Raw genomic sequence first — 24,740 nt, 5'->3', positions numbered from 1 at the left:
GCTCCCGGTTTGTCCCACCCTCGTCGTAGTCACGGCTGATCAGGTCCGGTGGTGCCGGGCGCAGGCCGCACCGGCGAAGCCGTCCATCATGCGGTGCAGGACGTCACTTGTCAGTGGTGGACGGTTTACTGACGGCATGACGACCGCACATCACCTTCGCCTCATCGACGGGATGCGCGCCCGGGACTTTCCCACGGAGCGCACCCCGGCGGGCTCGGGAGTCAGCGGGCCCGGATACCACACGGCGTTCCTGTACGCCGACGACGAGCATGGGCTGAGCGACGAGACAGGGGGCCTGGAGCATCGGGCACAGTGCCTCGCCGAGCACGACGCCTTGCTCACGCTGCTCACCCTCCGCTGGGGCGAGCCGGAGATCGTCAGCCTGTGGAGTGCGCAGGAACGGATGATGGCCGGGGAGGAGATACCTGAGCCGTGGGTCGATCCGGTGGCGGGCTGCGAGTATCTCCAGCTCTGGCGGATCGAGGAACGCTGGATCGCGATAGGGCTTCACCTGGAGGAGGGCGGGCCGGGGTGCGAGTTGAGTGTGCTGGTGACGGTGGTCGACCCGCCGTGACCTGGCGTGAGCCGCCGTGACTCGCCGATGACCGCAGAGTGGCCGGCGGCGTCGAGGTGCGGGCCAGGGTGGCCTTGCGTGGCGCGAACCAGGGCGGCCTTGCGTTGCGCGGACCAGGGTGGCCTTGCGTGGCGCGGACCAGGATGGCCTTGCGTTGCGCGGGCGGGCTCAGATGTCGCCGGGGTCCGGGCCGTCGATGGCCGCGGCGACGCGGAGGCGGGCGTACTCGTCGGCCATCGTCCGGACGGTCCAGTGGGCGTTCAGGCCGCTGGGGTTGGGAAGGGCCCAGACACGCGCCCCGCCGATCCTCCGCTCCTGCGGGCCGATCTGTGCCCGGCGCTCGCCGAAGGCCGTGCGGTATGCGGTGACCCCCACGACGGCGAGCCACTGCGGTTCCAGGCGCGCCACCTTCGCCGTCAGGAGCTGACCACCCTCGCGGAATTCGGCGGTGCTGAGTTCGTCCGCACGCGCCGTGGCTCTCGCCACCACGTTGGTGATGCCGAGGCCGTAGTCCGGCAGCTCGCTCTGCTCCGAGGGTTTCAGCTGTCGGGGAGTGAAGCCCGACAGATGGAGCACCGGCCAGAATCGGTTGCCCGGATGGGCGAAGTGGAAGCCGGTGGCGGCGGTCATGAGGCTGGGGTTGATCCCGCAGAAGAGCACACGCAGACCGCCCACGGCCACATCGGGGACGATGCGGTCGCGGGCGGCCAGGAGTTCTTCGGGTGTCATCCGGTGTCGGTCGCGGCCGTCAGAGGATGGAGCCGGGGGTGTAACCCGCGGCTTCGGGGTGCTGCTTGGTGATGTCCTCGATCCGGGAAACCACGGCAGCGACCTGGTCGCCCGCCGCGCCCGTGAAGGACAGCTTGTCGGCCATCAGTGCGTCCAGCTGCGCGCGGTCCAGTGGGATGCGCTCGTCGGCGGCCAGCTTGTCCAGCAGCTCGTTGCGCTCCGCGCCCTGCTCGCGCATGGCCAGCGCCGAGGCGACCGCGTGCTCCTTGATCGCCTCGTGCGCGACCTCCCGGCCGACTCCGGCGCGTACGGCGCCCATGAGGACCTTGGTGGTGGCGAGGAACGGCAGGTAACGGTCCAGCTCACGCGCTACGACCGCGGGGAACGCCCCGAACTCGTCCAGCACCGTCAGGAACGTCTCAAGGAGGCCGTCGAACGCGAAGAAGGCATCGGGCAGAGCCACGCGGCGGACCACCGAGCAGGACACGTCGCCCTCGTTCCACTGGTCGCCCGCCAGCTCGCCCGTCATCGAGGCGTAGCCGCGCAGGATCACCATCAGACCGTTGACACGCTCGCAGGAGCGGGTGTTCATCTTGTGAGGCATGGCGGAGGAGCCGACCTGACCGGGCTTGAAGCCCTCGGTCACCAGCTCGTGGCCGGCCATCAGCCGGACGGTCTTCGCGACGGACGAAGGCGCCGCCGCCAGCTGAACCAGCGCGGTCACGACGTCGTAGTCGAGCGAGCGGGGGTAGACCTGGCCGACGGAGGTGAATGCCTGGGCGAAGCCGAGGTGTCCGGCGATGCGGTGTTCCAGGTCGGCGAGCTTCGCGGCGTCTCCGCCGAGCAGGTCGAGCATGTCCTGCGCGGTGCCGACGGGGCCCTTGATGCCGCGCAGCGGGTAGCGGCCGAGGAGGTCCTCCAGCCGTCCGTACGCCACCAGCATCTCGTCCGCGGCGGTCGCGAAACGCTTGCCGAGGGTCGTCGCCTGGGCGGCGACGTTGTGGGACCGGCCGGCGATGACCAGCTCGCGGTATTCGCCCGCCAGCTTGCCGAGCCGGGCAAGGACCGCCACCGTGCGGTCGCGCATCAGTTCCAGCGACAGCCGGATCTGGAGCTGCTCGACGTTCTCCGTGAGGTCGCGGGACGTCATGCCCTTGTGGACCTGCTCATGGCCGGCGAGAGCGTTGAACTCCTCGATCCGGGCCTTCACGTCGTGCCGGGTGATCTTCTCGCGCTCGGCGATCGAGGCCAGGTCGACCTGGTCGAGTACGCGTTCGTAGTCGGTGAGGGCGGCGTCAGGCACCTCGATCCCGAGGTCCTTCTGAGCGCGCAGCACCGCCAGCCACAGCTGACGCTCCAGCTTCACCTTCTGCTCGGGGGACCAGAGGACAGCCAGCTCCGTGGAGGCGTAGCGGCCGGCCAGGACATTGGGGATGCGAGGCTTCGCAGACACAGCAGTCACGTGTCCAGAGCTTACCTGTCGTTTTCAGCGGTTCGTGAGCGCCCAATGAGTCCATAAGGTCCAGGTCAGAGACTCCTGGGCCACAGCCTCTCGCGCGGCGCGCGAGACGCGGTCCGGCCCCGGCGGTGATTCCGGTACCTCCGGAGTCCTTGGACAGAACCCTCGTACTCCGTGCATGCCCGGAGTACGGGGAGGTGGAATTCACGTGGACCCGGCAAAGAGCGTCTAGAGCATGCTGAGTGCGCGCATCGCATCGCGTTCGATGCGCGCGAGCTCGTGGAGGAGCGAGCCGGCCGGCCTGAGGTCCTTCGCGTCGCCCGATTCGCCTGCTGCCGCGATGAGTGCCGCCACCTGTGTCCAGAGAGTGGCGGCCTCGGTGTACAGGCTGTGGCCAGTGCGCAGGTGGCTGCTTTCGATCAGCTGGGCACTCTCGGCGAGGAAGTCCCGGTAGAGATTGCGGAACAGGGCGCCGCCGGTGCCTGCCCTCTCCATGAGGACGGCGGCCCGCGGCAGGTCCTCCTGCGGACTGTCACTGCGCTGCAGCCACTTCGGCACGAGCTTGGCGGTCTTCTCGATGCCCCGGTGGCCCAGGTTCGCGATGGGCGGATTCAGGAAGGCGTCGGCGCAGGTCTTGATCGCGGGGATGATCCGGTCCTGCGGTGATGTGAGGCCGGTGGGCGCTGTGAGGGTGAAGGAGCGGTGCCTGGCGGTCATGGGGCCGCGCTCGGCCCTGGCCCTTGCCAGACTGGTGAGGCTGGTCGAGACGGCTCCGCCCTGCGGGTCGGCGTCGACCAGGTAGGCGTTCAGTTCGTCGTAGCCGTACATGGCCACGACGTGTCCGCCGAAGTGCACCTTGGTGCTGAAGTAGTCCAGGTGGTAGCTGTCGAGTTGAAGGCCGACCGGGCGACCGGCGTCGATGGGTGCCGCCACGTTCTGCCATGCCTTGCGCGGGGAGGTGGTCTCCCCGACCAGCAGCTCGAGCCCGAGTACGGTGGCCAGGTTCCTGGTGAGCTCGAACGGCTTGACCCGGCCTCCCAGGAAGGGAAAGCCCATGCCTTTGCTGTCCCAGTAGATGAAGGACAGCCCCGAGCCAAGCCCGAACAGCATGGGCTCGGACAAGTCGATTCCCTCGTGCCGCAGCAACACGCCCAGCGCCGTCGTCTCGCAGTGCTGCATACCGTGGATATCGATGTCTTTCACCATGGTCATGCCGCTCATTCTCCTCCCTCACCGGACGACAACGACGCAGATGGGCGTGCCGGACCACCGCCTCCCAGCCACAGTCCGCCGGACAGGCTCCCCTCGTATCCCCACTGCCGGCGCGTCCTCGGATTCAGCGGGAATTCATCTGTTTTGCAGTGTCCTGGGAGAGGGTTCGCGATGGTGCCGGGTCACGACACTGTCACCCCGGCTCGGCGCGCAGGACGCATTCCGCCGGGCCCGCGGGCAAGGGGACCGTACGAGATAGAGAGGGATTGCGACGTGCTTCCCCCGGAGAGGTCAGCGGCATGACGCAACGACCCGTGGATCGGGAGCTCGGCGCCCACCTGAAGCACTACCCGACGCAACCGGAGAAGTGGGCCGGAACCTGGGTCACTGGCATGGCGCTCCTGCTGTTCTCACCGTTCCTGGTCATGGGTGCCGTCACCGGAGGTTACGTAGGCGTTCTGTTCCTCGTCTTGGTGGTGGGTGTCTGCGGGCTGGCCCTGGCGATCAAGATCCGGGCGTCCCGCCGTCTGGTGAACGCCCGGCTCGACTTGTTCGAGCACGGCTGCGCCATCACCACCTTCCGAGGACAGGTCTTCACCTTTCCGTGGGCCTCGACCAGGGTCGTGAGGAATGTGGTCGATCATCGTAAGAATGGCATCTCGCAGGTTACCCACGCCTGCATGCTGGTCAGTCCCGACGGGACGGCCGTGACCATCGGGGATGGAATTCCGCCGGCCACCCGGCCCCTCGGGATCACGACCTCGGTACGGGGAGCGAACTTCTCCCGACCGGAGGAATGGGGCAGTGCCCTGCAGCAGGCCGTGACCAACGCTCAACTGCCGGGTGCCGTCCAGGAAGCTCTTGCCGGACAGCCGCTCGACTTCGGCCCGGTCACCTTGCACCTGGGGGGAGTGGACTTCAAGGGAAGGACTGTTCCCTGGTCCCAGATTCGGGATGTGCGCGTGGGAAACGGGCACATCTATTTCACCGCGTACAGCGGACGAGCTTCGCCCTTCCACGTGCCCGTCGGAACGATCCCGAACCTGCCGATCCTGTACGCCCTGGCCAGGCAGTTTCACACCAGCGCAGGATGATGCCCCTGGTCGCCCACGCCGTGGCAGCCTTAGCGGCGGACCACGCCTCACTTCGGCTGCGCGGTCTGTGCAGGCCGGCGCCGGGGGCGGACGCGGGCCCCGTGCGTGTGCCGCACGGCCCCTGCGCGGGTCAGCTGAGCGGCGGCTCGTACGGGAGCAGCTCGGCACGTTTCGGCGGGCGGCCGTCGCCGGAGGAGCGGCCGGCCAGCCGACGGCCGATCCACGGCGCCAGATGCTGCCGGGCGAACCGGACGTCGTCGACCCGCCGTACCGCCCAGTGCGGCGGAACCGTCGACGGCATCTCCGTACGCCAGTCGTGCTCCTCGGGCAGCCCCAGCGTCTGCCAGACGGCCTCGGCCACCCTGCGGTGACCCTCCGCCGTGAGGTGCAGCCTGTCGACGTCCCACATCCGAGGGTCACCCAGGGACGCCGCGCCGTACAGATCGACCACCAGCGCACCGTGCCGGGCGGCCAGGTCGTCGATCAGGGAGAACAGCTCCTCCATCCGCGGCCGGAAGCGTTGCATCACCGGACCGTTGCGCCCCGGGCTGCGCATCAGCACCAGCTGTCGGCACGACGGCGCGAGACGTTCCACGGCCTCTTCCAGCCGTGCCCGCACCATGCCCATGTCGCACTTCGGCCGCAGCGTGTCGTTGAGCCCGCCCACGAGGGTGACGACGTCCGCCCGCATCGCCGCCGCGACATCGACCTGCTCGTCGACGATCTGGCCGATGAGCTTCCCGCGCACGGCGAGGTTGGCGTACCGGAATCCGGGGGCGCGGGCCGCGAGACGGCCGGCCAGGACATCGGCCCAGCCCCGGTACGAGCCGTCGGGGAGCAGGTCCGACATGCCCTCGGTGAAGGAGTCGCCGACCGCGACGAGACTGGTGTAGGAGGCATTCATTTCCATGGCCCTGCGATCGTACCGCGCTGGAATCCGTCGCATCCCGGGCTGCGCGGACTCCGGCGCTTCCGCTCCCGGCTTCCCCGGCCGGGGAGCCGGGAGCGGGTCGCCCTCAGCGCGTCTGGGGCCGTCCCACCAGCTCGCGCAGTACGTCCTCCATCGTGACGAGCCCGGCCAGCCGGTCACCCTCGTCGACGACCGCCGCCAGGTGCGTACGACTGCGCCGCAGCGCGGTGAGTACGTCGTCGAGCGGCGTCGAGGCTCGTACCCGTGCGATCGGGCGCATCGCCGTCACCGGGAACGGCACATTGCGCGGCGTCGCGTCCAGCGCGTCCTTGACGTGGAGATACCCCAGGATCCGTGCCTCGCTGTCCATGACGGGGAAGCGCGAGAAACCGGTCTCCGAGGAGAGACGTTCCAGTTCCTCGGGTGTCGTCCCGACCAGGGTCGACACCACCCGGTCCACCGGCAGGACCACGTCGCGGACCGGTCGGCGCCCCAGCTCCAGCGCGTGCCGAAGCCTCTCCGCCGAACGGTCGTCGACCAGGCCTGCGTCGCCGGCGTCCTTCACCAGCCGGGCCAGCTCGTCGTCGGAGAAGGTCGCGGAGACCTCGTCCCTCGTCTCCACCCGCAACAGCTTGAGCAGCACGTTCGCGAAGGCGTTGACCGTGAAGATCACCGGACGCAGCCCCCTGGCCAGGGCCACCAGCGGGGGGCCCAGCAGCAGCGCGCTGCGGGCCGGTTCGGCGAGCGCGATGTTCTTGGGCACCATCTCGCCCAGGAGCATGTGCAAGTACGTCGCCACGGCCAGGGCGATCACGAACGACAGCGGATGCACCAATCCGTGCGGCACACCGACCAGGTCGAAGATTGGCTCCAGCAGATGCGCGATGGCGGGTTCGGCGACGATACCCAGCACCAGCGTGCACAGCGTGATGCCCAGCTGCGCCGCCGCGAGCAGCGCCGACACGTGTTCGAGGCCCCAGATGACACTGTGTGCGCGCCGGTTGCCCGATTCGGCCTCGGGCTCGATCTGGCTGCGGCGTACGGAGATCATCGCGAACTCCGCGCCGACGAAGAAGGCGTTGACGACGAGGGTCAGCAGGCCGATGAAGAGCTGGACGGCGGTCATCGTTCGTTCTCCGTCAGCTCGTGGGAGCCGGCAAGCGGCGCGTGCAGGAGCGCCCGCGCGGCGCGGCGCCCGGAGGCGTCCACCACATCGATGCGCCAGCCGGTCAGGTCGACGGTGTCGCCCACCACCGGGATGCGTCCCATCTCGGCGGCGATCAGGCCGGCGAGGGTCTCGTACGGTCCTTCCGGCACGCGCAGCCCGATGGTCTTGAGCTGATCGGTGCGGGCCGCGCCGTCCGCGGACCAGAGGGTGCGTCCGTCGGCGTCCTCGCCGGCCGGGGCGAGGTCGGGTGTCTCGTGGGGGTCGTGCTCGTCGCGTACCTCGCCGACGACCTCCTCGACGATGTCCTCCAGCGTCACGACGCCCGCCGTGCCGCCGTACTCGTCGATGACGACGGCCATGGCCAGCTTGCCGGACAGCCGGTCGAGCAGCCGGTCCACGGTGAGCGTCTCCGGTACGAGCAACGGCTCGCGCAGCATGTCCGAGACCCGTTTGCGGGGCCGTTCGTCGGCGGGGATCGCCAGCACGTCCTTGATGTGGGCGACTCCGACGACCGAGTCCAGGTTGCCCCGGTAGACGGGGAAGCGGGAGAGCCCGGTCGCGCGCGTGGCGTTCGCGACGTCCTCGGCGGTGGCCTGCACCTCCAGTGCGGTCACCTGGACGCGCGGGGTCATCACGTTCTCGGCGGTCAGCTCCGCGAGGTTGAGGGTGCGGACGAAGAGCTCGGCGGTGTCCGCCTCCAGCGCGCCCTCCTTCGCGGAGTGCCGTGCCAGAGCCACCAGCTCCTGGGGGCTGCGGGCGGAGGCGAGCTCCTCGGCCGGTTCGAGGCCGAATCGGCGCACGATGCGGTTGGCCGTGTTGTTGAGGTGGCTGATGAAGGGACGGAAGACAGCGGTGAACACCCGCTGCGGCGTGGCCACCCTTCTGGCCACCGCCAGCGGTGAGGAGATCGCCCAGTTCTTCGGGACGAGTTCACCGACCACCATCAGGACCACGGTGGACAGGGCGGTGCCGAGCACCAGCGCCACCGACGACGCCACACCCGGGGAGGCGCCCAGTGCTTCGAGGGGCCCGCGGATCAGTTTGGCGATGGAGGGTTCGGCGAGCATGCCGACCACCAGATTGGTGACGGTGATGCCGAGCTGCGCGCCGGACAGCTGGAAGGTGAGGCTGCGTACGGCCTTGAGCGCGCTCGCCGCCCCCCGGTCTCCTCGGTCGACGGCCCGTTCCAGCTCGCCGCGCTCGACCGTGGTCAGGGAGAACTCCGCGGCGACGAAGGCGCCGCACGCAAGCGAGAGCAGCACTGCCACGAGGAGCAGAAGCACTTCGGTCATCGGTTCACCTCCGTCCCATGATCGGGCAGGGGCAGGGGGATCGCGCGATGGAGGCGATATCGGCTACTGGGAGGCTCGCCCATGGGCGGACGCTCACACCTTTCGGTGGGGGTCGGTCGGATGACAGGACATCGTAAGGGGCCGAGGGCGGCCCTTGCCCATGGTCTCAGCCGGTGAGGTGCTTCACCCAGCGGCTCCACTGCGGCTCCGGCGCGTACCCGGCGGCGCGCCAGGCATGCTGCGCCAGGTCGTTGTGGTCGAGGACCATGGCGTCGCCGCGCCGCCCGCCCAGTTCGGCGAACCGCTCCTCCGCCGCTGCCAGCAGTGCGGCGCCGATGCCACGACGGCGCTGTCCGGGATGGACCGCGAGCCGGTACAGATGGCACCGCCAGCCGTCGAAGCCGGCGATGACGGTACCGGCGAGGGCACCGTCCACCTCCGCGAGGATCAGAGCGCCGGGATCGCGCGCGACCAGCCGCCGGATACCGTCCTGGTCGTCACTGATGCTGGTGCCCTCGGCGGCCACCTTCCAGAAGGCGAGGACATCGTCCAGGTCGGTGGCTTCGGCGGCCCGTATCGCAAGATCATTCATGTCGGCCATCCCATCACCGGGCGGGCTGCGCGGTCGACCGGATTCCGGCATGTGGGCGGGCGCCCGGCGCAGGACGGGCCCGTCCGGTGACCGGGCCGCGTACACGAGTTTCCGGTGACCGGTCCGCCACCAGATGCTTCCCGTGGTCGGGCCGTATACACGTGTACGGAACACGGCACGGATGCCCTTGCTGGCGCTAGCAGAGGCGCGCTAGCGTGATGAGGTGCCCAAGACTCAGTTGAACGTACGAGTGGACGAGGCCACCGCCGAGGCCGCGCGACAGCGCGCGCTGCAGAGGGGGATGAGCGTGAACCGCTATATCGAGGAACTCGTGAAGCAGGACGCGGGGGAAGTGGGACACACCTTCGTCGAAGCCGCGGCCGACTTCATGAAGCAGTACGAGTCGGTCTTCGCGGAGGAGTTCGGCGCGGAGGGCGAACGAGCCCGTTGAACCTGAAGATCGACCTTTCCTGGCTGCTGATGGTCGCCGAACACAAGACGCCCGGTGATCCGCAGGTCGTCGACTGGGGCGCACTGGTCGCCGCGGTCAGCCGTCATGAGGCGGAGATCTTCGGCAGTCCCGTCTACAGCGACCCGCATTCCCGGGCCGCCGCGCTGCTGCAACTCCTGCTCCACGTGCCCGCGCTCGAACACTCCAACGCCATGTTCGCCTCGGCCGTCGCTTACGGCTATCTCGTCGCCTCCGGACTGAAGGTCATCACCTCGCCCGAGCAGGTGCGCGACCTGGCCAGACTGGTCAAGGAGGAGAAGGCGGACGTCCGGGCCATCGCCGACGAGCTGCGCCAGTGGAGTGGGTGACCGGGCGGGGCATCTCCGCGCCTGAGCGGTTCCGGGCCGGCTCCGGAGCGGCGCCGGGCAGGCGCGCGAGCGTGTGGGCCCTCCTGGGCGCAATCATCGGAAGGCCCCCTTCCGGGCCCGCCCGAGGCTAATGTCCCGAACATGACACGCATGACACGCATGGCGCGCCTGAGAAGCATCGGACGGACCAGACGGATGACGGTCACCCTCGTGGGCACGGCGGCCGCCGTGATCCTCGGCGTGAGCGGGGCCCTCGCCGCCGGTGCCCCGGACGACGGAGGCACGGACACCTCGGTCGGTACGACGGTGGGGGTGACGGGCGGTTCGGACGGCGAGCCGACCCCCGCGCCCTCCGAGGGTCCCGGCGCGACCGGGGGCACGGCGGGCGGCAGTACGGACGGCGGCACGGACACCGGCGGGACCGTCGGCGGTTCGGGCAGCAGCGGTGGCGGCGAACCGTCCTCCTACCCGGACCCCTCGGGCCACCCCAGCCCGAGCGGCTCCGGCGCTCCCTCCACGGCGCCCCCGGCCGACCTCGGCGAACTGACCGCGCGCATCGGTGAACTCGAGGCGAAGGTCGACCAGTTGCCGACCAAGCGGGAACTGGCCGACGCCCTGCGGGCCTTCGCCGACCAGCTGGAGAACGGCGGGCAGGACGAGGGCTGACGCTCAGTCGTCCGAGAACGGCCGGCGTGCCACACCCAGGACGCACGGGGAGGAGGGGAGTTGCATCCCCTTCTCCGGAATCCGCAGCCTGCGGTACGTACCCAACTCGAAGCCGGCCGCCTCGATGGCGGCAAGCGTGTCCCGTGCCGTGTGACACCCGCCGAAGAGCAGCGGCCAGACCGTACGGTCCACCATCCGCTGCGTCGTGGCCAGGCCGCGGCCCGGAGCCAGCCCGTGCTCGAAGAAGCGCAGCTCGCCACCGGGCCGCAGGACCCGCCTGATCTCGGCCAGGGCGCGCGGCAGATTCCGTACGGTGCACAGGACGAGGGAGGCCACGGCCGCGTCGAAGGCCTCGCTCTTCACCGGCAGGGCCTCGGCGGTGCCGGGCACCACGTCCACCGGGACCTCCGCCCGCAGTGCCGCGCCGGCCGCCAGCTGCCGCAGGCTCCGTTCCGGCTCGATCGCCACCACCTCGGACACGGCCGCCGGGTAGTGCGCGAAGTTCAGGCCGTTGCCCGCGCCGATCTCGATCACCCGGCCCGACAGGCCGGTCAGCAGTTCCGCGCGGAAGGCGGCGACCCCGGCCCGGTCGTCGGCGGTCACGCTCATCCGGGCGTAGAACCGGGCGAAGACGGGGTGGTGCACCGCGTCCCGCGGGATCTTCGTGCTGCGCAGGTGCATGACGGCCTCCTCGAGGAACACGTACGGCTCCTTCGATTCTCCCCCGGACGCGCCTGCTTCTCCCCTGTACAGACCCGCTCAGCCGGTCGTCACGGCCATCCGGTCCCCGCCGAGCTCCGCGGTCAGCCAACCCGCCGCGCGGGCACGGAAATCCTGTGGTGCGAGTGACCCCGCACCCTCCGGAACCGCACCCAGCAGTGGAGCGCCCGCAGCGACCGGAAGGTCGTCGATATTGCACCGGGCCGCGAGATCGGGCTCGGCCGGCATACTGCCCACCACCACCCCGAGACACTCCAGGCCCCGGGCCCGCAGTGCCTCCGAGGTCAGCGCGGTGGCATTCAGTGTGCCGAGCCCCGCGGGCGTGACCACCAGAACCGGCGCGCCCAGCAGCCGCGCCGCGTCCGCGAGGGTGGAGCCCTCGTCGTCGAACCGTACGAGCAGTCCGCCCGCGCCCTCGATCAGCACCAGGTCGTGTTCGGCGGCCAGCTTCCCGGCCGCCTCGGCCACCTCGTACGGACGTACCGGTGGGAGACCGGCCCTGCGCGCCGCCGTCGCGGGGGCCAACGGCTCCGGGAAACGGGCCAGTTCGACCGGAGTGACATGACCGCCCGCGAGCCGCACCACTTCCGCCGCGTCCCCGGGCTCGCCGGGGGCCAAGCCCGTCTGTGCGGGCTTGAGCACGGCGACCCTGCGGCCGCGCGCCGCCGCGGCGACGGCCGCCGTCACCACGGTCTTGCCGATCTCGGTGCCGGTCCCCGTCACTACCAGAATCGTCATCTCAGCCCTCTCGCGCCGCCGCGCACACGGCCCGGCAGATTCGTGCCACATCGTCATCACATGTCACATAGGGCGGCATGGTGTAGATGAGGTCGCGGAACGGCCGCAGCCAGACCCCTTCCCGTACCGCCGCCCGGGTCGCGGCCTCCATGTCCACCTCGTGATCCAGCTGTACGACGCCGATGGCGCCCAGCACCCGGACCTCCTGGACCCCGGGCAGCCCGGCCGCCTCCGCGAGACCGGCCCGCAGCCCGGCGCCGACCCGCGCGACCTCCCTCTCCCAGTCCTGGCCCAGCAGGAGATCCACCGACGCGCAGGCGACCGCGGCGGCGAGCGGATTCCCCATGAACGTCGGACCGTGCGCGAGTACGGGCACCTCGCCGCTGGAGATCCCCTCGGCCACCCGGGAGGTGCACAGCGTCGCCGCCATCGTGAGATAACCGCCGGTCAGAGCCTTGCCGACACACATGACGTCCGGCGAGACACCGGCATGACCGGCCGCGAACAGCTTCCCCGTGCGTCCGAAACCCGTGGCGATCTCGTCGAACACCAGCAGCACGTCGTGCGCGTCGCACGCCTCGCGCAGCACCCGCAGATACGCGGGCGAGTGGAACCTCATGCCGCCCGCGCCCTGCACCACCGGCTCCACGATCACGGCGGCCAGCTCGTGGGCATGGTCCGCGATCAGCGCTCGCAGATGCGTGACGTAGGCGTCGTCCGGCTCCGCGTCGAAGCCGTCCGGCGGTGCGTCGGCGAAGACCTGCCGGGGCAGCGCACCCGACCACAGCTCATGCATCCCGCCCTGGGGATCACACACCGACATCGGCTGCCAGGTGTCCCCGTGGTAGCCGCCGCGCCAGGTCAGCAGCCGCCGCTTGGCCGGCTGTCCGGCCGAGCGCCAGAACTGCAGGCACATCTTCACGGCCACCTCGACCGACACCGAACCGGAGTCGGCGAGGAACACGTGCCGCAACGGCTCCGGGGTGATCTCCACCAGCCGGGTCGCCAGCCGTACGGCGGGCTCATGGGTGAGCCCGCCGAACATCACATGGCTCATCCGGTCCAGCTGGCCGCGCGCCGCCTCGTTGAGCACCGGGTGGTTGTAGCCGTGCACCGCGGACCACCAGGACGACATGCCGTCCACCAACTCGCGCTGCCCGTAGGCCTCTTCGGCGAGCCGGAGCCGTACTCCGGACGCGGACTCCACGACCAGCGGTTCCTGGCGGCCCGGCATCGGGCCGTAGGGATGCCATACATGGGCCCGGTCCAGGGCACGCAACGCGGCGGGGGAGAGCGGCTCAGGCATTGGGTGCGAGATCCGTACCGGCACCGCGACGGCGGACCGCCACCAGGTCCGTGCGTGCCGCAGACACCTCGGCGGCGTCTGCGACAGCCTCGCCCGCGGCCCCCTCGTCCACGGGCTCGCCGCAAGGTGCGCAGCCCCCCTCGTGCGAGCCGCAGCCACCGCCGGCCTGCGTACGGTGCCGGGGCAGCGTCGTCGTACCCGCGCCCTCCACCTCGAAACCGGCGTCCGCGATCATGTCCAGATCGGCCTGGCCCGCCTGGCCCTCACTGGTCAGGTAGTCACCCAGGAAGATCGAGTTGACCAGGTGCAGGGCGAGCGGCTGCATCGAACGGAGATGGACCTCGCGCCCGCCCGCGAGCCGCACCTCGACATCCGGGCAGACGAACCGGACCATCGCGAGAATGCGCAGACAGCGCTGCGGGCTGAGGTTCCACTCCTTCGCGAGCGGGGTGCCCTCGAACGGGATGAGGAAGTTGACCGGCACGGAGTCCGGGTCCAGCTCGCGCAGCGAGAACACGACATCGACCAGGTCCGCGTCGCTCTCACCCATGCCGGCGATCAGCCCGGAGCAGGCGGACAGCCCGGCGGCCTGCGCCTGCTGCACGGTCTCCACCCGGTCCGCGTAGGTGTGCGTGGTGGTGATCTCGCCGTACGTCCCCTCGGACGTGTTGAGATTGTGGTTGTACGCGTCGGCGCCCGCCGAGCGCAGCCGCTCGGCCTGTCCGTCGGAGAGCAGGCCGAGACAGGCGCACACCTCGACGCCCTCGTTCTGGTCCTTGATCGCCTCGATGGTCTGCGACACCCGGTCGACATCGCGGTCCGTCGGACCGCGTCCGCTCGCCACCAGGCAGACACGCTTCGCGCCGCCCGCCACCCCGGCGGCGGCCGCCTTGGACGCCTCGTCCGGCTTCAGCCAGGTGTACTTGAGGATCTCCGCCTTCGACCCGAGCCGCTGCGAGCAGTACGAGCAGTCCTCGGGGCAGAGCCCGGACTTGAGGTTGACCAGATAGTTCAGTTTCACGCGCCGCCCGAACCACTGGCGGCGTACCCGGCCCGCGGCGGCCACCACGTCGAGCAGTTCGTCGTCGGAGGTCGCCAGCACGGCGAGCGCTTCTTCGCGGGTCGGCAGTTCGCGCCGCAACCCCTTGTCCACCAGCGTGTTCAGCAGGTCCATGGCGATGATCCTGACGTACGGCACGGTCATCGGCCAAGGAGGAACCAGACAGAAGAGGCGGCGAAGGGTGTGGGTATTGCCACACCCTGACCTGCTGCGCCCGCGGCTAGTGTCTGTGAGCTGCCTACAAAAGGGACCACCCCATGTCCTTCGCCCCGTTCGACTGGATCGACGCCGAGGCCCGTCGCCGTGCCGCCGCCGGACTCGTCCGCACGCTGCGGCCGCGACCCGCGGAAACGGAACTGCTGGACCTCGCGAGCAACGACTATCTGGGCCTCACCCGGCACCCCGAGGTCACCGCCGCGGCCGCCGACGCGGCGCTGCGATGGGGCGCGGGCGCCACCGGATCGCGACTCGTCACCGGTTCCACCGCCCTGCACGCCGCACTCGAACGCGAACTCGCCGCGTTCTGCGGATTCGAGGCGGCCCTGGTGTTCTCCTCCGGCTACGCGGCCAACCTCGCCGCCCTCACCGCGCTCTCGGGCCACGGCTCCCTGATCGTCTCCGACGCGGGCAACCACGCATCGATCGTCGACGGGTGCCGGCTCTCCCGGGCGGCGACGTCCGTCGTGCCGCACGCGGAGCCCGACGCCGTGCGCAAGGCGCTGCACGCGCACGACGGACGGGCGCTGGCCGTGACCGACTCGGTCTTCTCGGTGGACGGTGACGCCGCTCCGCTGACGGAGCTCGCCGACGCGTGCCGGGCGGAGAACGCCGCACTGCTGGTCGACGACGCACATGGGCTGGGCGTCCTCGGGGAAGGCGGGCGCGGTGCGCTCGCCGCCGTCGGACTCGCGGGCGGCGAGGGGATCGTCGCCACCCTCACCCTGTCCAAGTCCCTGGGCAGCCAGGGCGGGGCGGTCCTCGGACCGGCCCGGGTCATCGACCACCTGATCAACACCGCCCGTACGTTCATCTTCGACACCGGACTCGCCCCGGCGGCTGCCGGCGGCGCCCTGGGAGCCCTGGACCTGCTGAGGCGTGAACCGGAAAGGGCCGGCCTGGCCCGCGCGGTGGCCACGGCCCTGCACGAACGGCTGACCGCCGCCGGGCTCACGGCGGCCCGTCCCGACGCCGCGGTGGTGGCGGTCCGTGCGCCGTCCGCGGACGCCGCGGTGCGCTGGGCGGCCGACTGCCGCGCCGCCGGAATCGCGGTGGGCTGCTTCCGGCCCCCGTCGGTGCCGGACGGGATCTCCCGGCTGCGGCTGACCGCCCGGGCCGATCTGACGGCGGAGCAGATCTCGGCAGCGGTGGCCACGATCGTACGGACCGCTCCCGATGGCGCGTCGGTTCAGCCCGGCTGAAACGGGAGGCCACCCGGGCCGCCGCGGAGAAGCGCCACCGTCCCGCGGCGGAGTTCACCGCTTTGAGCGACAGATATCTGCATATCTTGGTGCAACGTCGTTACAGAGGGCAGCATCAGTGTCAATCTGGCGCGAAGCACAACCCTGGCCGATCTCGTGTCGGCCGGGCCGGGAAGGGACGGCGCCGCCATGGCAGACCATCAAGAAGCATCCGTCACTCTGCCGAGCGATCCGGTCTCGGTCTCCTCGGCGCGCAGATATGTGGCCCGGGTACTCACCGAGTGGGGCCTCCCGGACGACGCCGAGTTCGCCGACAGCATCCGCCTGATCGTCTCCGAACTGGCCACCAACGCCGTGCAGCACACGTTGGGCCAGTCGCCCACGTTCACCGTGGAACTCCGGCTCGACCGGGACGAGGAGCTGTACGTGGGGGTGACGGACAGTCACCCTCGCTGGCCCCGCCGGCTGCCCGTGGCCGTCCAGCAGGACAACGGGCGCGGCATGGTCATCATCCGCTGTCTGGCCAAGGAGTGCGGCGGGCGGCTCACGGTCAGTCCCACGGCCGAAGGGGGCAAGACGGTCTCGATCGCGCTGCCGTGGACCGTCCCGGTCCAGAGCTGACCCCGGAGGAAACGGTCCATCACTGCGCTGCGGCCGCGCGGCCGAAGCCGCTGCGCAACAGCGCCGTCAGCGTCGCCGCCGCCGCGGTCGCCCGGTCACCGCGGTGCACCACGGAAATGGTCCGGCGGAAGGCCGGAGGGTCGAGCCGGCGCACCGCCACCGGCGTCGGGGACATCGCTGCGACCATCTCCGGTACCACCGCCGCCCCGAGCCCCGCGCTGACCAGAGCGCACACCAGCGCGTAGCCGGGGGACTCGCAGACCACGGCCGGCGTCGCCCCCGCCTCGGCCAGGGCGCTCTCCACACCGCGCCGGGGCGGATGCGTCGGCGCGCTGCTGATCAGGGGGCGGCCGGCGAGCTCGGTGACCGGCAGCCGCCCCGTGCCCTCCGAGAGGACCTGCCCGACGGCGGTGATCAGGACCAGCTCCTCGACCAGCAGCGGTTCGACAACCACCCCCGCGGGGGGCGGATCGGCGACCGCCGGTTCGTACGCGTGCGTCAGCGCGAGGTCCACCTCGCCCGAGGCCACGGCGGCGACCCCGCCGGGCGGCTCCAGATCCGTGACGGTCAGCTCGACGTCCGGATGGGCACGGCGGAAGGCGCTCAGCACCGGAGGCAGCAGGTGGATGCCGGCCGTGGTGAACGTGGCGACCCTCAGCCGCCCGCCGGACAGCCCGGAGAGCCGCGCCAGCTCGTGGCGCGCCTGGTCCATCTCGTCCAGGACCCGCCGGGCCCGACCCGCCAGCAGCTCACCGGCCGCGGTGAGCCGTGCGCCGCGGTGGTGGCGCACCAACAGCTCCGCACCGGCCTCCCGCTCCAGTTTGGCCAGCTGCTGCGAGAGCGCGGGGGCCGTGTAGCCCAGCCGGGCCGCGGCCCGCGTGATCGAACCGGCCTCGGCGACCGCCACCAGCGCCGCCAGGCGTGTCGGGTCGTACATTAAGCGTTCCTTTAGGCAGACCCAGAAGATTGCAAGTACACGCTAAAGGCCCGGCCGGTCCATGGTGTACCCATGGACGCACAACTGCTGGCCTTCATCGGAGTCGCCGCGGGAATGGTGGCGCTGCCGGGCGCCGACTTCACCGTGGTCGTACGCAATGCCCTGGCCTCGCGCCGGGCCGGAGTGGCCACCGCGCTGGGCGTCGCCGGGGGGCTGCTGGTGCACACCGCGCTCGCCGTGGCGGGCCTCGCCGCTGTGCTGGTGGCGATGCCCGTGCTCTTCCGCACCGTCCAGCTGCTCGGCGGCGCGTATGTGCTCTACCTCGGACTGAGCGCGCTGTACGCGATACGGCGGCGGCCGGCTACGGCCGGGGCGGATCAGGACACGGCACCGGGGGCGAGCCCCGAAGCGCTCGGGCGCTCGCTGCGGCAGGGATTCCTGACCAACGCCCTGAACCCCAAGGCGCCCGTGCTCTTCCTCAGCCTGCTGCCCCAGTTCGTGCCCGACGGCGAACCGCCCCTGCCGAGGACGCTGCTGCTCGCGGCCGTCGTCGTACTGCTGGCGCTCATCTGGTTCCCGGCCGTGGCCCTGCTCGTGGACCGGCTCGGCCGGTGGCTGCGCCGGCCGCGTACCGCCAGGGCGATCGAGGGCGGCAGCGGCGCGGCACTCACCGCGCTGGGACTCGTGCTGGTGGGTGGGCCCCTGCTGCACTGAGGCAGCAGGGGCGCCGGTCAGCGCACCCGTCCGTACCAGACGCTCTTGGACCAGATCCGCTCCAGGCGCACGACCGACCCGGACTTCGGGGAGTGCCAGATCCGGCCGTGGCCGGCGTAGATGCCCACGTGGTAGACGCTGCGCCCGGAATGGAAGAAGACCAGATCGCCGCGTTTGCGCTGCGACGAGGAGATGTGGCGGGTCTTGTTGTACTGCTGCTGCGCCGTGCGGGGAAGCTTCTTGCCCACCCTCTTGAACGAGTACAGCGTCAGCCCCGAACAGTCGAAGCGGCGGGGGCCCGCGGCACCGTACTTGTAGGGTGCACCCTTCTTCGAGGCGGCGATGCTGAGCGCCTTCGTCGAATGGGTGGCGGCCTCGGCATCGTTCACGATGCCCGGGGCCAGCATGGTGGTGCCGATGGCGAGAGTGAGTACCGAGGCCGTACCGGCCCGGGCGAGAAGTGACGGGACATGAACCTGCGCAGACATGCGCAACCCTTCGTCAGCCGCCTGTGAAGGATGACCTGTCGGGTTCGGGCTGGCGAAGTTGCCCGGCCGCGCTTGGCGGCTTCACCCCGAGGGACGGCCGGTCTCCCGGTCGACCCGTTGTGCTCGGGTCCTCCACTCCTGCCGATCCACTCCTGTCGACCAGTCATCCGGACAGCGGCAGGACTCGGCGTCCGCCCGGACCGCCCCGCCGCGGTGGCGGGGGCTTGTCGTCCCAGGGATCTTGACTCACTCAGTGCCGGTTTTCCGAGCTGAAACGGTGTTATGTGAGGCTCATCACGACTGATCCATTCGGGTGGACAGGGAGGATTTGAGTCGGGAGACCGGCTCCCCGGCCCGCCTCGTACCAGCGGCGGAGCGCTGAATTCCGCTCACACTCCACTCGCTTTGCGCAAGTTGAGCTGTCCTTCGTGAGGGGGACGGCCTACGCCGAACGAGCGAGGAAATTCGGTACGAGGATCGGGCGTGTCGGACGGGTGCGCCCGAAGAACCGGTCGCGAAGGGGAGTCGGGGGAGCGGTCGGTCAACTGGCGCCGACGGGGGGTACGGTGACCCGCTCCGCGCGCCGCTCCCCGTCGAGCACCCGCAACGCCCGCGCCAAGGTGCCGGCGTGGATCTGCGTTTCGCCCCGCTCGTGCATGGAGGCGAGCGCGTCGCGCAGCGCTCCGGCCCGGGAGGCCAGTGCCTGCGCCGCGCGGAGCGCGCTGTAGGTGTCGCTGCCGCGCGCCGGATTGATCCGGCCCAGTTGGTCGAGCACTTCCAGGTAGCGGTCGATGAACTCCCCCTCGGCGCGGGTCAGCGCGGGGAGCGGCGGGAACTCCGGTGGCGGCATCGGCGGTTCACCTCACGGTGTGCGGCGGCTGGGACGGACTGCGGTTCTCCATGACGTGGTCCACCAGCCCGTACGCCTTGGCGGCAGCGGCGTCGAGGATGGTGTCCCGGTCGAGGTCGGCGGCGACCTGCTCCGCGGACCGGCCGGTGTGCCGGACCAGCATTCCCGTGAGCATCTCGTGCACGCGCATCAACTCCCGTGCCTCGATCTCCAGATCGGAGGGCTGGCCCCGCACGGCCTCGGGCAGGGAGGGCTGCTGAATGACTACCCGGGCGCCGGGCAGGGCATGTCGCCGGCCGGGCGCGCCGGCCGCCAGCAGAACGGCCGCGGAGGAACCGGCCTGACCGAGACAGAAGGTCTCCACCTCGCAGGTGAGGTACTGCATCGTGTCGTAGATCGCGGCCATGGCGGTGAACGAGCCGCCGGGGGAGTTGATGTACAGCGAGATCGGCCGGTCGGGCTCCGCGTGCTCCAGGTACATGAACTGAGCGATGAGGTCGGTCGTCGCGGTGTCGTCCACGGGCGTGCCCAGGAAGACGATCCGCTCGGACAGCAGCTTCGAGTACGGGTCGAGGGTCCGGGTTCCCGTCGCGGTGCGTTCGGTGAACTCCGGCAGTACGTAACGAGCGGCGGGGCGGATCATGGCGAGGTCCTCCTTGTAAAAAATGTACAGGACGTACACAAGGTTATGATGGGGACTATGGCCTACGAGATTCCGGTGACGCAAGCCCGGGCGGAGCTCGCCGAACTGATCAACCGCGTCGTCTACGGCGGGGAACGCGTGGTCGTGACACGGCACGGAAAGCCGCTCGTCGCACTCGTTTCTGCCGCTGACCTGCGGCGACTTGAGGAAGAGGAAGCCGCTGCGGAGGAACAGGTGATCCGCTCGGTGTCCTCGATCCGCTCCATCACGTCCGCTCCGGGCGAACGGCGCAGCTTCGGTATCGCCGCCGAGCACCGCGGTCACGACGACCGGGACGGCTGACCCCTTCGCGTACACCCCGCGCACACGAAAGAGCCGTGCACCCCCGTCCGCTACGGCGGGGGTGCACGGCGGCTTCGCGTGCGCGTCAGGGCGTCAGCGCCTCACGGCCCAGAGCCTGACGGCTCAGTGCATCGAGGGCTCAGTGCGTCAGGGCGGGCTCGGGTGCGGCGACCGCCGGGGTGGCCTCGTTCCTGCCGCGGCGCCGTCCGCTCAGGACGACGGCGGTCAGGCCGGCCGCCGACCACAGTGCGAGGGTCAGCACCGGGCCACCGGCCGCGCTGCCGTCGAAGAACGCGACCGACCGCAGCAGCGATCCGCCCGCGCCCGGCGGCAGCCACTGGCCGATCGTGCCGACGGGGTCGGGAAGCATCTCGGGTGCGCTGGTGACGCCGGAGAACGAGTTGCCGAGCAGCACCATGAGGAGCGCGCCGAGGCCGATGCCCTTCGGCCCCAGGAGTGCGGCGAGCCCGGCCACGACCGCGCCTATGGCCAGTACGGTCAGCGCCAGCACGCCGGCCTCGGTCCACCAGTCGCCGGTCAGTACACCGAGCCAGCTGTGCGCCAGGGCCGCGGCGGTGATGCCGACCAGCGCCGACGCGCCGGTCAGGGCGAAGGCGGCCCGGGCGCCTCGCAGGCCAAGGAGGGTCACGACGGCTCCGGCCGAGACCCCGGCGAGGGCCAGGGGCAGGGTGCTCGCGCCGAGGGCGCTGCCGCGCGGATCGTTCGCCGGGGCCTTCACGACATCGGTGACCTGGAGGCCGGTGCCGGGCGGCGCCGAGGAGGCGACGGCCTCGCGGAGCAGCTGGGCCACCACGGGGCCGGCCGCGGAAGCGGTGAGCAGCCGGGGGCCGGTGGGTGCGGCGACGACGGCGCCGTATACGACCCGGTCCTCGATCGCCGCGCGGGCCGCGGCCTCGTCCGCGTAACGGTGGATCTCGAACGCGCCCGCGCGCTGTTCGATCCGCTCCTGGAGCTGGTCGGCCGCGGGGGCGGTCCCGGCGATACCGACGGGGAGATCGCGTGGGGCGATGCGGGCGGCAGGCCAGGCGAAGGCCCACAGGGCCAGGGCCACCACCATGGGGACGAGAAGGATCACCGCCACGGTGCGGCGGTTGCGCTCGGTGGCGGTGAGAGGCGCGTGAGGCATGAGGAGGCCTCCAACCGGAGGGTTATAGAGAAGGATCGTTCGTTTTAGATACTCACTGTCACGCCGACACCTGCGGCTTGTCAAGAAGGAACGTTCGTTTTAAGTTGAGGGCATGGCTCGTGTATCCCAGGAACACCTAGACGCCCGTCGCCGCCAGATCCTCCAGGGCGCGGCCCGCTGCTTCGCCCGCGACGGCTTCCACGGCACCTCGATGCAGGACGTGCTGAAGGAGGTCGGGCTCTCGGCCGGGGCTGTCTACCGCTACTTCACCGGCAAGGACGACCTGATCGCGGCCATCGCCGGAGAGGCGATCGGCGGGGTGCGCCACGCTTTCGATGAGGCGGCCCGCACCACTCCGCCGCCCACGCCGGACGTGCTCATCGGCCGGGTCACCCGCAGCGTCTTCTCCGGCGGTCAGTTCGGCCTCGACCGGCAGGCGTACGCGGGTCTGATCGTGCAGGTCTGGTCGGAGGCCCTGCGCAGTGAACGGCTCGGCCGCACGCTCGGCGAGGCGTACGGCGGCCTCCGGGAGGCCTGGGCCGAGCTCGTCGACGCGTACCGCGCCAACGGCATGCTTCGCACGGAGCTGCCCACCGACCGCGTCGTCCGCACGCTGATCGCGACGGCCCAGGGTTTCATCGTCCAGTTGGCGCTGTTCGGGGACATGGAGTCGGAGGTCCTGGAGGACGGCCTGCGGGGCCTGATGTCCATGGATGTGCAAAGGGCCAGTTAACGCGCCGGAAAAACTTCCGCCCTAACGTGCAATACCTCGCCGCAGGACCCCGAATCAAGATCAACAACTTGTTGAAGGCGGATAGGGTCCCGCTGCGTCCAGGACAGGTACTGGGCGGAAGACGAAGAGGTGGAAGCGTGCAACTGACCCCGCACGAGCAGGAGCGTCTGCTCATCCATGTGGCCGCCGATGTGGCGGAGAAGCGCCGGGCACGCGGGCTGCGGCTCAATCACCCGGAGGCCGTCGCGCTGATCACCGCACATCTGCTGGAGGGTGCGCGTGACGGTCGTACGGTCTCCGAACTGATGGCCTCCGGCCGTAAGTTGCTGACACGTGACGACGTCATGGAAGGCATCCCCGAGATGATCCACGACGTCCAGGTCGAGGCCACGTTCCCGGACGGAACCAAGCTCGTCACCGTCCACGACCCGATCGTCTGACGGGGGAGCGCCGCGATGATTCCCGGAGAGATCCTGTACGCGGACGGCACCGTTCCGCTCAACGAAGGCCGTGCCGTCACCCGCCTCACCGTCCTCAACGCCGCAGACCGGCCCGTCCAGGTCGGCTCGCACTACCACTTCGCCGAGGCCAACCCCGGCCTGGACTTCGACCGGGCCGCCGCCCGCGGGCAGCGGCTCCACATCGCCGCCGGAACCGCCGTCCGCTTCGAGCCGGGCATTCCCGTCGACGTCGAACTCGTCCCGCTCGCAGGTCTGCGCGTCGTCCCCGGCCTGCGCGGCGAAACCGGAGGTGCCCTCGATGCCTGAGCTCGACCGCGCGGTCTACGCCGACCTGTTCGGACCCACCACCGGCGACCGCATCCGGCTCGCCGACACCGATCTGTTCGCCGAGATCGAGGAAGACCGCTCGGGCGGCCCCGGGCGCGCCGGTGACGAAGCGGTGTTCGGCGGCGGGAAGGTGATCCGCGAGTCGATGGGCCAGGCTCGCACCAGCCGGGCCGAAGGCGCTCCCGACACCGTGATCACCGGCGCCGTTGTCATCGACCACTGGGGCATCGTCAAGGCGGACATCGGCATCAGGGACGGCCGGATCACCGGGATCGGCAAGGCCGGCAACCCCGACACCATGGACGGGGTGCACCCCGATCTGGTCATCGGCCCCGAGACCGAGATCATCGCGGGCAACGGCAAGCTGTTGACCGCGGGCGCCGTCGACGCGCACGTCCACTTCATCTCGCCGACCATCGTCGACCAGGCGCTGTCCGCCGGTGTCACCACGCTCGTGGGCGGCGGCACCGGACCGGCCGAGGGCACGAAGGCCACCACCGTCACCCCCGGCGCCTGGCACCTTGCCCGGATGTTCGAGGCGCTGGAGGCCTACCCGGTCAACATCGGGCTGCTCGGCAAGGGCAACACGATGTCCGCCGACGCGATGCGCGCCCAACTCCGGGGCGGAGCACTCGGGTTCAAGATCCACGAGGACTGGGGGGCCACGCCCGCCGTCATCGACGCCTGTCTGAAGGTGTGCGAGGAGAGCGGCGCCCAGCTCGCCATCCACACGGACACCCTCAACGAGGCCGGCTTCGTCGCCGACACCCTCGCCGCCATCGCCGGACGCTCGATCCACGCGTACCACACCGAAGGTGCCGGAGGAGGGCACGCTCCCGACATCATCACCGTCGTCTCGGAGCCGTACATCCTGCCGAGCTCCACCAACCCCACCCGGCCGCACACCGTCAACACCATCGAGGAACACCTCGACATGCTGATGGTCTGCCATCACCTCAACCCGGCCGTGCCGGAGGACCTGGCCTTCGCCGAGTCGCGGATCAGGCCCTCGACCATCGCGGCCGAGGACATCCTCCACGACCTCGGCGCGATCTCGATCATCTCCTCCGACGCCCAGGCGATGGGCCGCATCGGCGAAGTCGTCATGCGCACCTGGCAGACGGCGCACGTGATGAAGAAGCGGCGCGGCGCCCTGCCGGGCGACGGGCGGGCCGACAACCGCCGTATCCGTCGCTATGTCGCCAAATACACCATCAATCCCGCGGTGGCCCAGGGGCTGGACCGGGAGATCGGCTCCGTCGAGACCGGCAAGCTCGCCGACCTCGTCCTCTGGGACCCCGCGTTCTTCGGCGTCAAACCGCAGACGGTCATCAAGGGCGGTCAGATCGCCTACGCGCAGATGGGCGACGCCAACGCCTCCATCCCCACTCCGCAGCCGGTGATGCCCCGGCCGATGTTCGGCGCACTCGGCCGCGCGCCGGCCGCCAACTCGTTCAACTTCGTGGCGGGCGCCGCCATCGAGGACGGGCTGCCGGAACGCCTCGGTCTCGGCAAACGCTTCGTGCCGATCACCAGCACACGGGGAGTCACCAAGGCGGACATGCGGGAGAACGACGCGCTTCCGCGCGTCCAGGTCGACCCGGACAGCTTCGCCGTCACCATCGACGGCGAGCCGGTCGTGCCGTCACCGGCGGCCGAACTCCCCATGGCCCAGCGCTACTTCCTCTTCTGATACCTCCTGCCGCCCTGATCGAGAGTC

Annotated in this window: 29 protein-coding genes and 1 riboswitch; of the genes, 13 read left to right on the top strand and 16 right to left on the bottom strand. The window is 70.5% G+C overall.

Annotated features, from left to right (window positions below; all coding sequences use genetic code 11):
• The first annotated feature begins 136 nt into the window (after nt 1–136).
• Nucleotides 137–574 (top strand): hypothetical protein, encoded by a 438-nt coding sequence (locus AC07FA_RS30150; protein ID WP_479079473.1) that lies wholly within the window; start codon nt 137–139, stop codon nt 572–574.
• Between the two features lie 168 nt (nt 575–742).
• Here AC07FA_RS30150 and mug read toward each other — a convergent pair whose 3' ends face one another.
• The 3 genes from mug to AC07FA_RS30135 all read right to left on the bottom strand — a co-directional run bounded on the left by mug (nt 743) and on the right by AC07FA_RS30135 (nt 3,974).
• Entirely contained in the window at nt 743–1,303 is a 561-nt protein-coding gene (gene mug / locus AC07FA_RS30145; protein ID WP_479079472.1) for a G/U mismatch-specific DNA glycosylase, read from the bottom strand.
• A gap of 19 nt (nt 1,304–1,322) precedes the next feature.
• Nucleotides 1,323–2,765, bottom strand: coding sequence for an adenylosuccinate lyase (gene purB / locus AC07FA_RS30140; RefSeq protein ID WP_479079471.1), 1,443 nt, complete (start codon nt 2,763–2,765; stop codon nt 1,323–1,325).
• Nucleotides 2,766–2,990: 225 nt separating this feature from the next.
• Nucleotides 2,991–3,974: a BtrH N-terminal domain-containing protein gene (locus AC07FA_RS30135; protein WP_479079470.1), complete on the bottom strand. Its 984-nt coding sequence runs from the start codon at nt 3,972–3,974 to the stop codon at nt 2,991–2,993.
• A 299-nt stretch (nt 3,975–4,273) separates the two neighbouring features.
• Here AC07FA_RS30135 and AC07FA_RS30130 point away from each other — a divergent pair, with 299 nt between their 5' ends.
• Entirely contained in the window at nt 4,274–5,068 is a 795-nt protein-coding gene (locus AC07FA_RS30130) for a DUF6585 family protein (RefSeq protein WP_479079469.1), read from the top strand.
• Between the two features lie 130 nt (nt 5,069–5,198).
• On the opposite strand, the gene AC07FA_RS30125 is transcribed toward AC07FA_RS30130, so the two are convergent.
• The 4 genes from AC07FA_RS30125 to AC07FA_RS30110 form a co-directional block, all read right to left on the bottom strand.
• Nucleotides 5,199–5,978, bottom strand: a complete 780-nt coding sequence (locus AC07FA_RS30125; RefSeq protein ID WP_479079468.1) for an SGNH/GDSL hydrolase family protein — start codon at nt 5,976–5,978, stop codon at nt 5,199–5,201.
• Between the two features lie 106 nt (nt 5,979–6,084).
• Entirely contained in the window at nt 6,085–7,104 is a 1,020-nt protein-coding gene (locus AC07FA_RS30120; protein WP_479079467.1) for a hemolysin family protein, read from the bottom strand.
• Entirely contained in the window at nt 7,101–8,438 is a 1,338-nt protein-coding gene (locus tag AC07FA_RS30115) for a hemolysin family protein (RefSeq protein ID WP_479079466.1), read from the bottom strand. Before AC07FA_RS30115 ends, AC07FA_RS30120 begins: the two co-directional genes overlap by 4 nt.
• A 166-nt stretch (nt 8,439–8,604) precedes the next feature.
• Entirely contained in the window at nt 8,605–9,039 is a 435-nt protein-coding gene (locus AC07FA_RS30110; protein ID WP_479079465.1) for a GNAT family N-acetyltransferase, read from the bottom strand.
• A 214-nt stretch (nt 9,040–9,253) separates the two neighbouring features.
• Between AC07FA_RS30110 and AC07FA_RS30105 the strand changes: the two genes are divergently transcribed.
• The 3 genes from AC07FA_RS30105 (at nt 9,254) to AC07FA_RS30095 (ending at nt 10,515) form a co-directional block, all read left to right on the top strand.
• The gene (locus AC07FA_RS30105) at nt 9,254–9,481 is read left to right on the top strand and encodes an antitoxin (protein ID WP_383785992.1); all 228 of its coding nucleotides are present in this window, start codon (nt 9,254–9,256) and stop codon (nt 9,479–9,481) included.
• Nucleotides 9,478–9,849, top strand: coding sequence for a fic family toxin-antitoxin system, toxin component (locus tag AC07FA_RS30100; protein ID WP_479079464.1), 372 nt, complete (start codon nt 9,478–9,480; stop codon nt 9,847–9,849). Before AC07FA_RS30105 ends, AC07FA_RS30100 begins: the two co-directional genes overlap by 4 nt.
• A 141-nt stretch (nt 9,850–9,990) precedes the next feature.
• Nucleotides 9,991–10,515, top strand: a complete 525-nt coding sequence (locus tag AC07FA_RS30095; RefSeq protein ID WP_479079463.1) for a hypothetical protein — start codon at nt 9,991–9,993, stop codon at nt 10,513–10,515.
• Nucleotides 10,516–10,518: 3 nt separating this feature from the next.
• On the opposite strand, the gene AC07FA_RS30090 is transcribed toward AC07FA_RS30095, so the two are convergent.
• The 4 genes from AC07FA_RS30090 to bioB all read right to left on the bottom strand — a co-directional run bounded on the left by AC07FA_RS30090 (nt 10,519) and on the right by bioB (nt 14,453).
• Nucleotides 10,519–11,196, bottom strand: coding sequence for a class I SAM-dependent methyltransferase (locus AC07FA_RS30090; RefSeq protein ID WP_479079574.1), 678 nt, complete (start codon nt 11,194–11,196; stop codon nt 10,519–10,521).
• 78 nt (nt 11,197–11,274) lie between these two features.
• On the bottom strand, nt 11,275–11,973 hold the full coding sequence (bioD, locus tag AC07FA_RS30085; protein ID WP_479079462.1) for a dethiobiotin synthase: 699 nt from the start codon (nt 11,971–11,973) through the stop codon (nt 11,275–11,277).
• A 1-nt stretch (nt 11,974) separates the two neighbouring features.
• Nucleotides 11,975–13,279, bottom strand: coding sequence for an adenosylmethionine--8-amino-7-oxononanoate transaminase (locus AC07FA_RS30080; RefSeq protein ID WP_479079461.1), 1,305 nt, complete (start codon nt 13,277–13,279; stop codon nt 11,975–11,977).
• Nucleotides 13,272–14,453 carry a biotin synthase BioB gene (gene bioB, locus AC07FA_RS30075; protein WP_479079573.1) on the bottom strand — a complete coding sequence of 394 codons (1,182 nt, stop codon included), beginning with the start codon at nt 14,451–14,453 and terminating at the stop codon, nt 13,272–13,274. Before bioB ends, AC07FA_RS30080 begins: the two co-directional genes overlap by 8 nt.
• 143 nt (nt 14,454–14,596) lie before the next feature.
• Between bioB and AC07FA_RS30070 the strand changes: the two genes are divergently transcribed.
• Together AC07FA_RS30070 and AC07FA_RS30065 are read left to right on the top strand one after the other, a co-directional pair.
• Nucleotides 14,597–15,757 (top strand): 8-amino-7-oxononanoate synthase, encoded by a 1,161-nt coding sequence (locus AC07FA_RS30070; RefSeq protein WP_479079460.1) that lies wholly within the window; start codon nt 14,597–14,599, stop codon nt 15,755–15,757.
• Between the two features lie 189 nt (nt 15,758–15,946).
• Nucleotides 15,947–16,378, top strand: a complete 432-nt coding sequence (locus tag AC07FA_RS30065) for an ATP-binding protein (protein WP_479079459.1) — start codon at nt 15,947–15,949, stop codon at nt 16,376–16,378.
• A 19-nt stretch (nt 16,379–16,397) separates the two neighbouring features.
• Here the strand turns inward: AC07FA_RS30065 and AC07FA_RS30060 are convergent, their stop codons facing one another.
• On the bottom strand, nt 16,398–17,315 hold the full coding sequence (locus tag AC07FA_RS30060; RefSeq protein WP_479079458.1) for a LysR family transcriptional regulator: 918 nt from the start codon (nt 17,313–17,315) through the stop codon (nt 16,398–16,400).
• Nucleotides 17,316–17,387: 72 nt separating this feature from the next.
• Here AC07FA_RS30060 and AC07FA_RS30055 point away from each other — a divergent pair, with 72 nt between their 5' ends.
• On the top strand, nt 17,388–18,029 hold the full coding sequence (locus tag AC07FA_RS30055; protein ID WP_479079457.1) for a LysE family translocator: 642 nt from the start codon (nt 17,388–17,390) through the stop codon (nt 18,027–18,029).
• Nucleotides 18,030–18,046: 17 nt separating this feature from the next.
• Here AC07FA_RS30055 and AC07FA_RS30050 read toward each other — a convergent pair whose 3' ends face one another.
• The 3 genes from AC07FA_RS30050 to AC07FA_RS30040 all read right to left on the bottom strand — a co-directional run bounded on the left by AC07FA_RS30050 (nt 18,047) and on the right by AC07FA_RS30040 (nt 20,010).
• Nucleotides 18,047–18,517 carry a C40 family peptidase gene (locus AC07FA_RS30050; protein ID WP_479079456.1) on the bottom strand — a complete coding sequence of 157 codons (471 nt, stop codon included), beginning with the start codon at nt 18,515–18,517 and terminating at the stop codon, nt 18,047–18,049.
• 3 nt (nt 18,518–18,520) lie between these two features.
• Nucleotides 18,521–18,685, bottom strand: a riboswitch (cyclic di-AMP (ydaO/yuaA leader).
• Between the two features lie 373 nt (nt 18,686–19,058).
• Entirely contained in the window at nt 19,059–19,367 is a 309-nt protein-coding gene (locus tag AC07FA_RS30045) for a hypothetical protein (protein ID WP_479079455.1), read from the bottom strand.
• Between the two features lie 7 nt (nt 19,368–19,374).
• Nucleotides 19,375–20,010, bottom strand: a complete 636-nt coding sequence (locus AC07FA_RS30040) for an ATP-dependent Clp protease proteolytic subunit (protein WP_479079572.1) — start codon at nt 20,008–20,010, stop codon at nt 19,375–19,377.
• A gap of 57 nt (nt 20,011–20,067) precedes the next feature.
• Here AC07FA_RS30040 and AC07FA_RS30035 point away from each other — a divergent pair, with 57 nt between their 5' ends.
• Nucleotides 20,068–20,352: a type II toxin-antitoxin system Phd/YefM family antitoxin gene (locus AC07FA_RS30035; protein WP_479079454.1), complete on the top strand. Its 285-nt coding sequence runs from the start codon at nt 20,068–20,070 to the stop codon at nt 20,350–20,352.
• 139 nt (nt 20,353–20,491) lie between these two features.
• Here the strand turns inward: AC07FA_RS30035 and AC07FA_RS30030 are convergent, their stop codons facing one another.
• Nucleotides 20,492–21,499 (bottom strand): ABC transporter permease, encoded by a 1,008-nt coding sequence (locus AC07FA_RS30030; RefSeq protein WP_479079453.1) that lies wholly within the window; start codon nt 21,497–21,499, stop codon nt 20,492–20,494.
• A gap of 112 nt (nt 21,500–21,611) precedes the next feature.
• Between AC07FA_RS30030 and AC07FA_RS30025 the strand changes: the two genes are divergently transcribed.
• From AC07FA_RS30025 to AC07FA_RS30010, 4 genes are all read left to right on the top strand, one after another.
• Complete coding sequence (locus AC07FA_RS30025) at nt 21,612–22,232, top strand: TetR/AcrR family transcriptional regulator (protein WP_479079452.1); 621 nt, start codon at nt 21,612–21,614, stop codon at nt 22,230–22,232.
• 137 nt (nt 22,233–22,369) lie between these two features.
• Entirely contained in the window at nt 22,370–22,672 is a 303-nt protein-coding gene (locus tag AC07FA_RS30020; protein ID WP_328908833.1) for an urease subunit gamma, read from the top strand.
• Between the two features lie 15 nt (nt 22,673–22,687).
• Nucleotides 22,688–22,999 carry an urease subunit beta gene (locus AC07FA_RS30015; RefSeq protein WP_479079451.1) on the top strand — a complete coding sequence of 104 codons (312 nt, stop codon included), beginning with the start codon at nt 22,688–22,690 and terminating at the stop codon, nt 22,997–22,999.
• Entirely contained in the window at nt 22,992–24,713 is a 1,722-nt protein-coding gene (locus AC07FA_RS30010) for an urease subunit alpha (protein WP_479079450.1), read from the top strand. Before AC07FA_RS30015 ends, AC07FA_RS30010 begins: the two co-directional genes overlap by 8 nt.
• The last annotated feature ends 27 nt before the right edge of the window (nt 24,714–24,740 follow it).

The sequence above is a fragment of the Streptomyces sp. NPDC045968 genome (assembly GCF_056430475.1).
The sequence above is the reverse complement of the archived record's forward strand: the minus strand, read 5'-3'. Positions and strand labels throughout refer to the sequence as shown.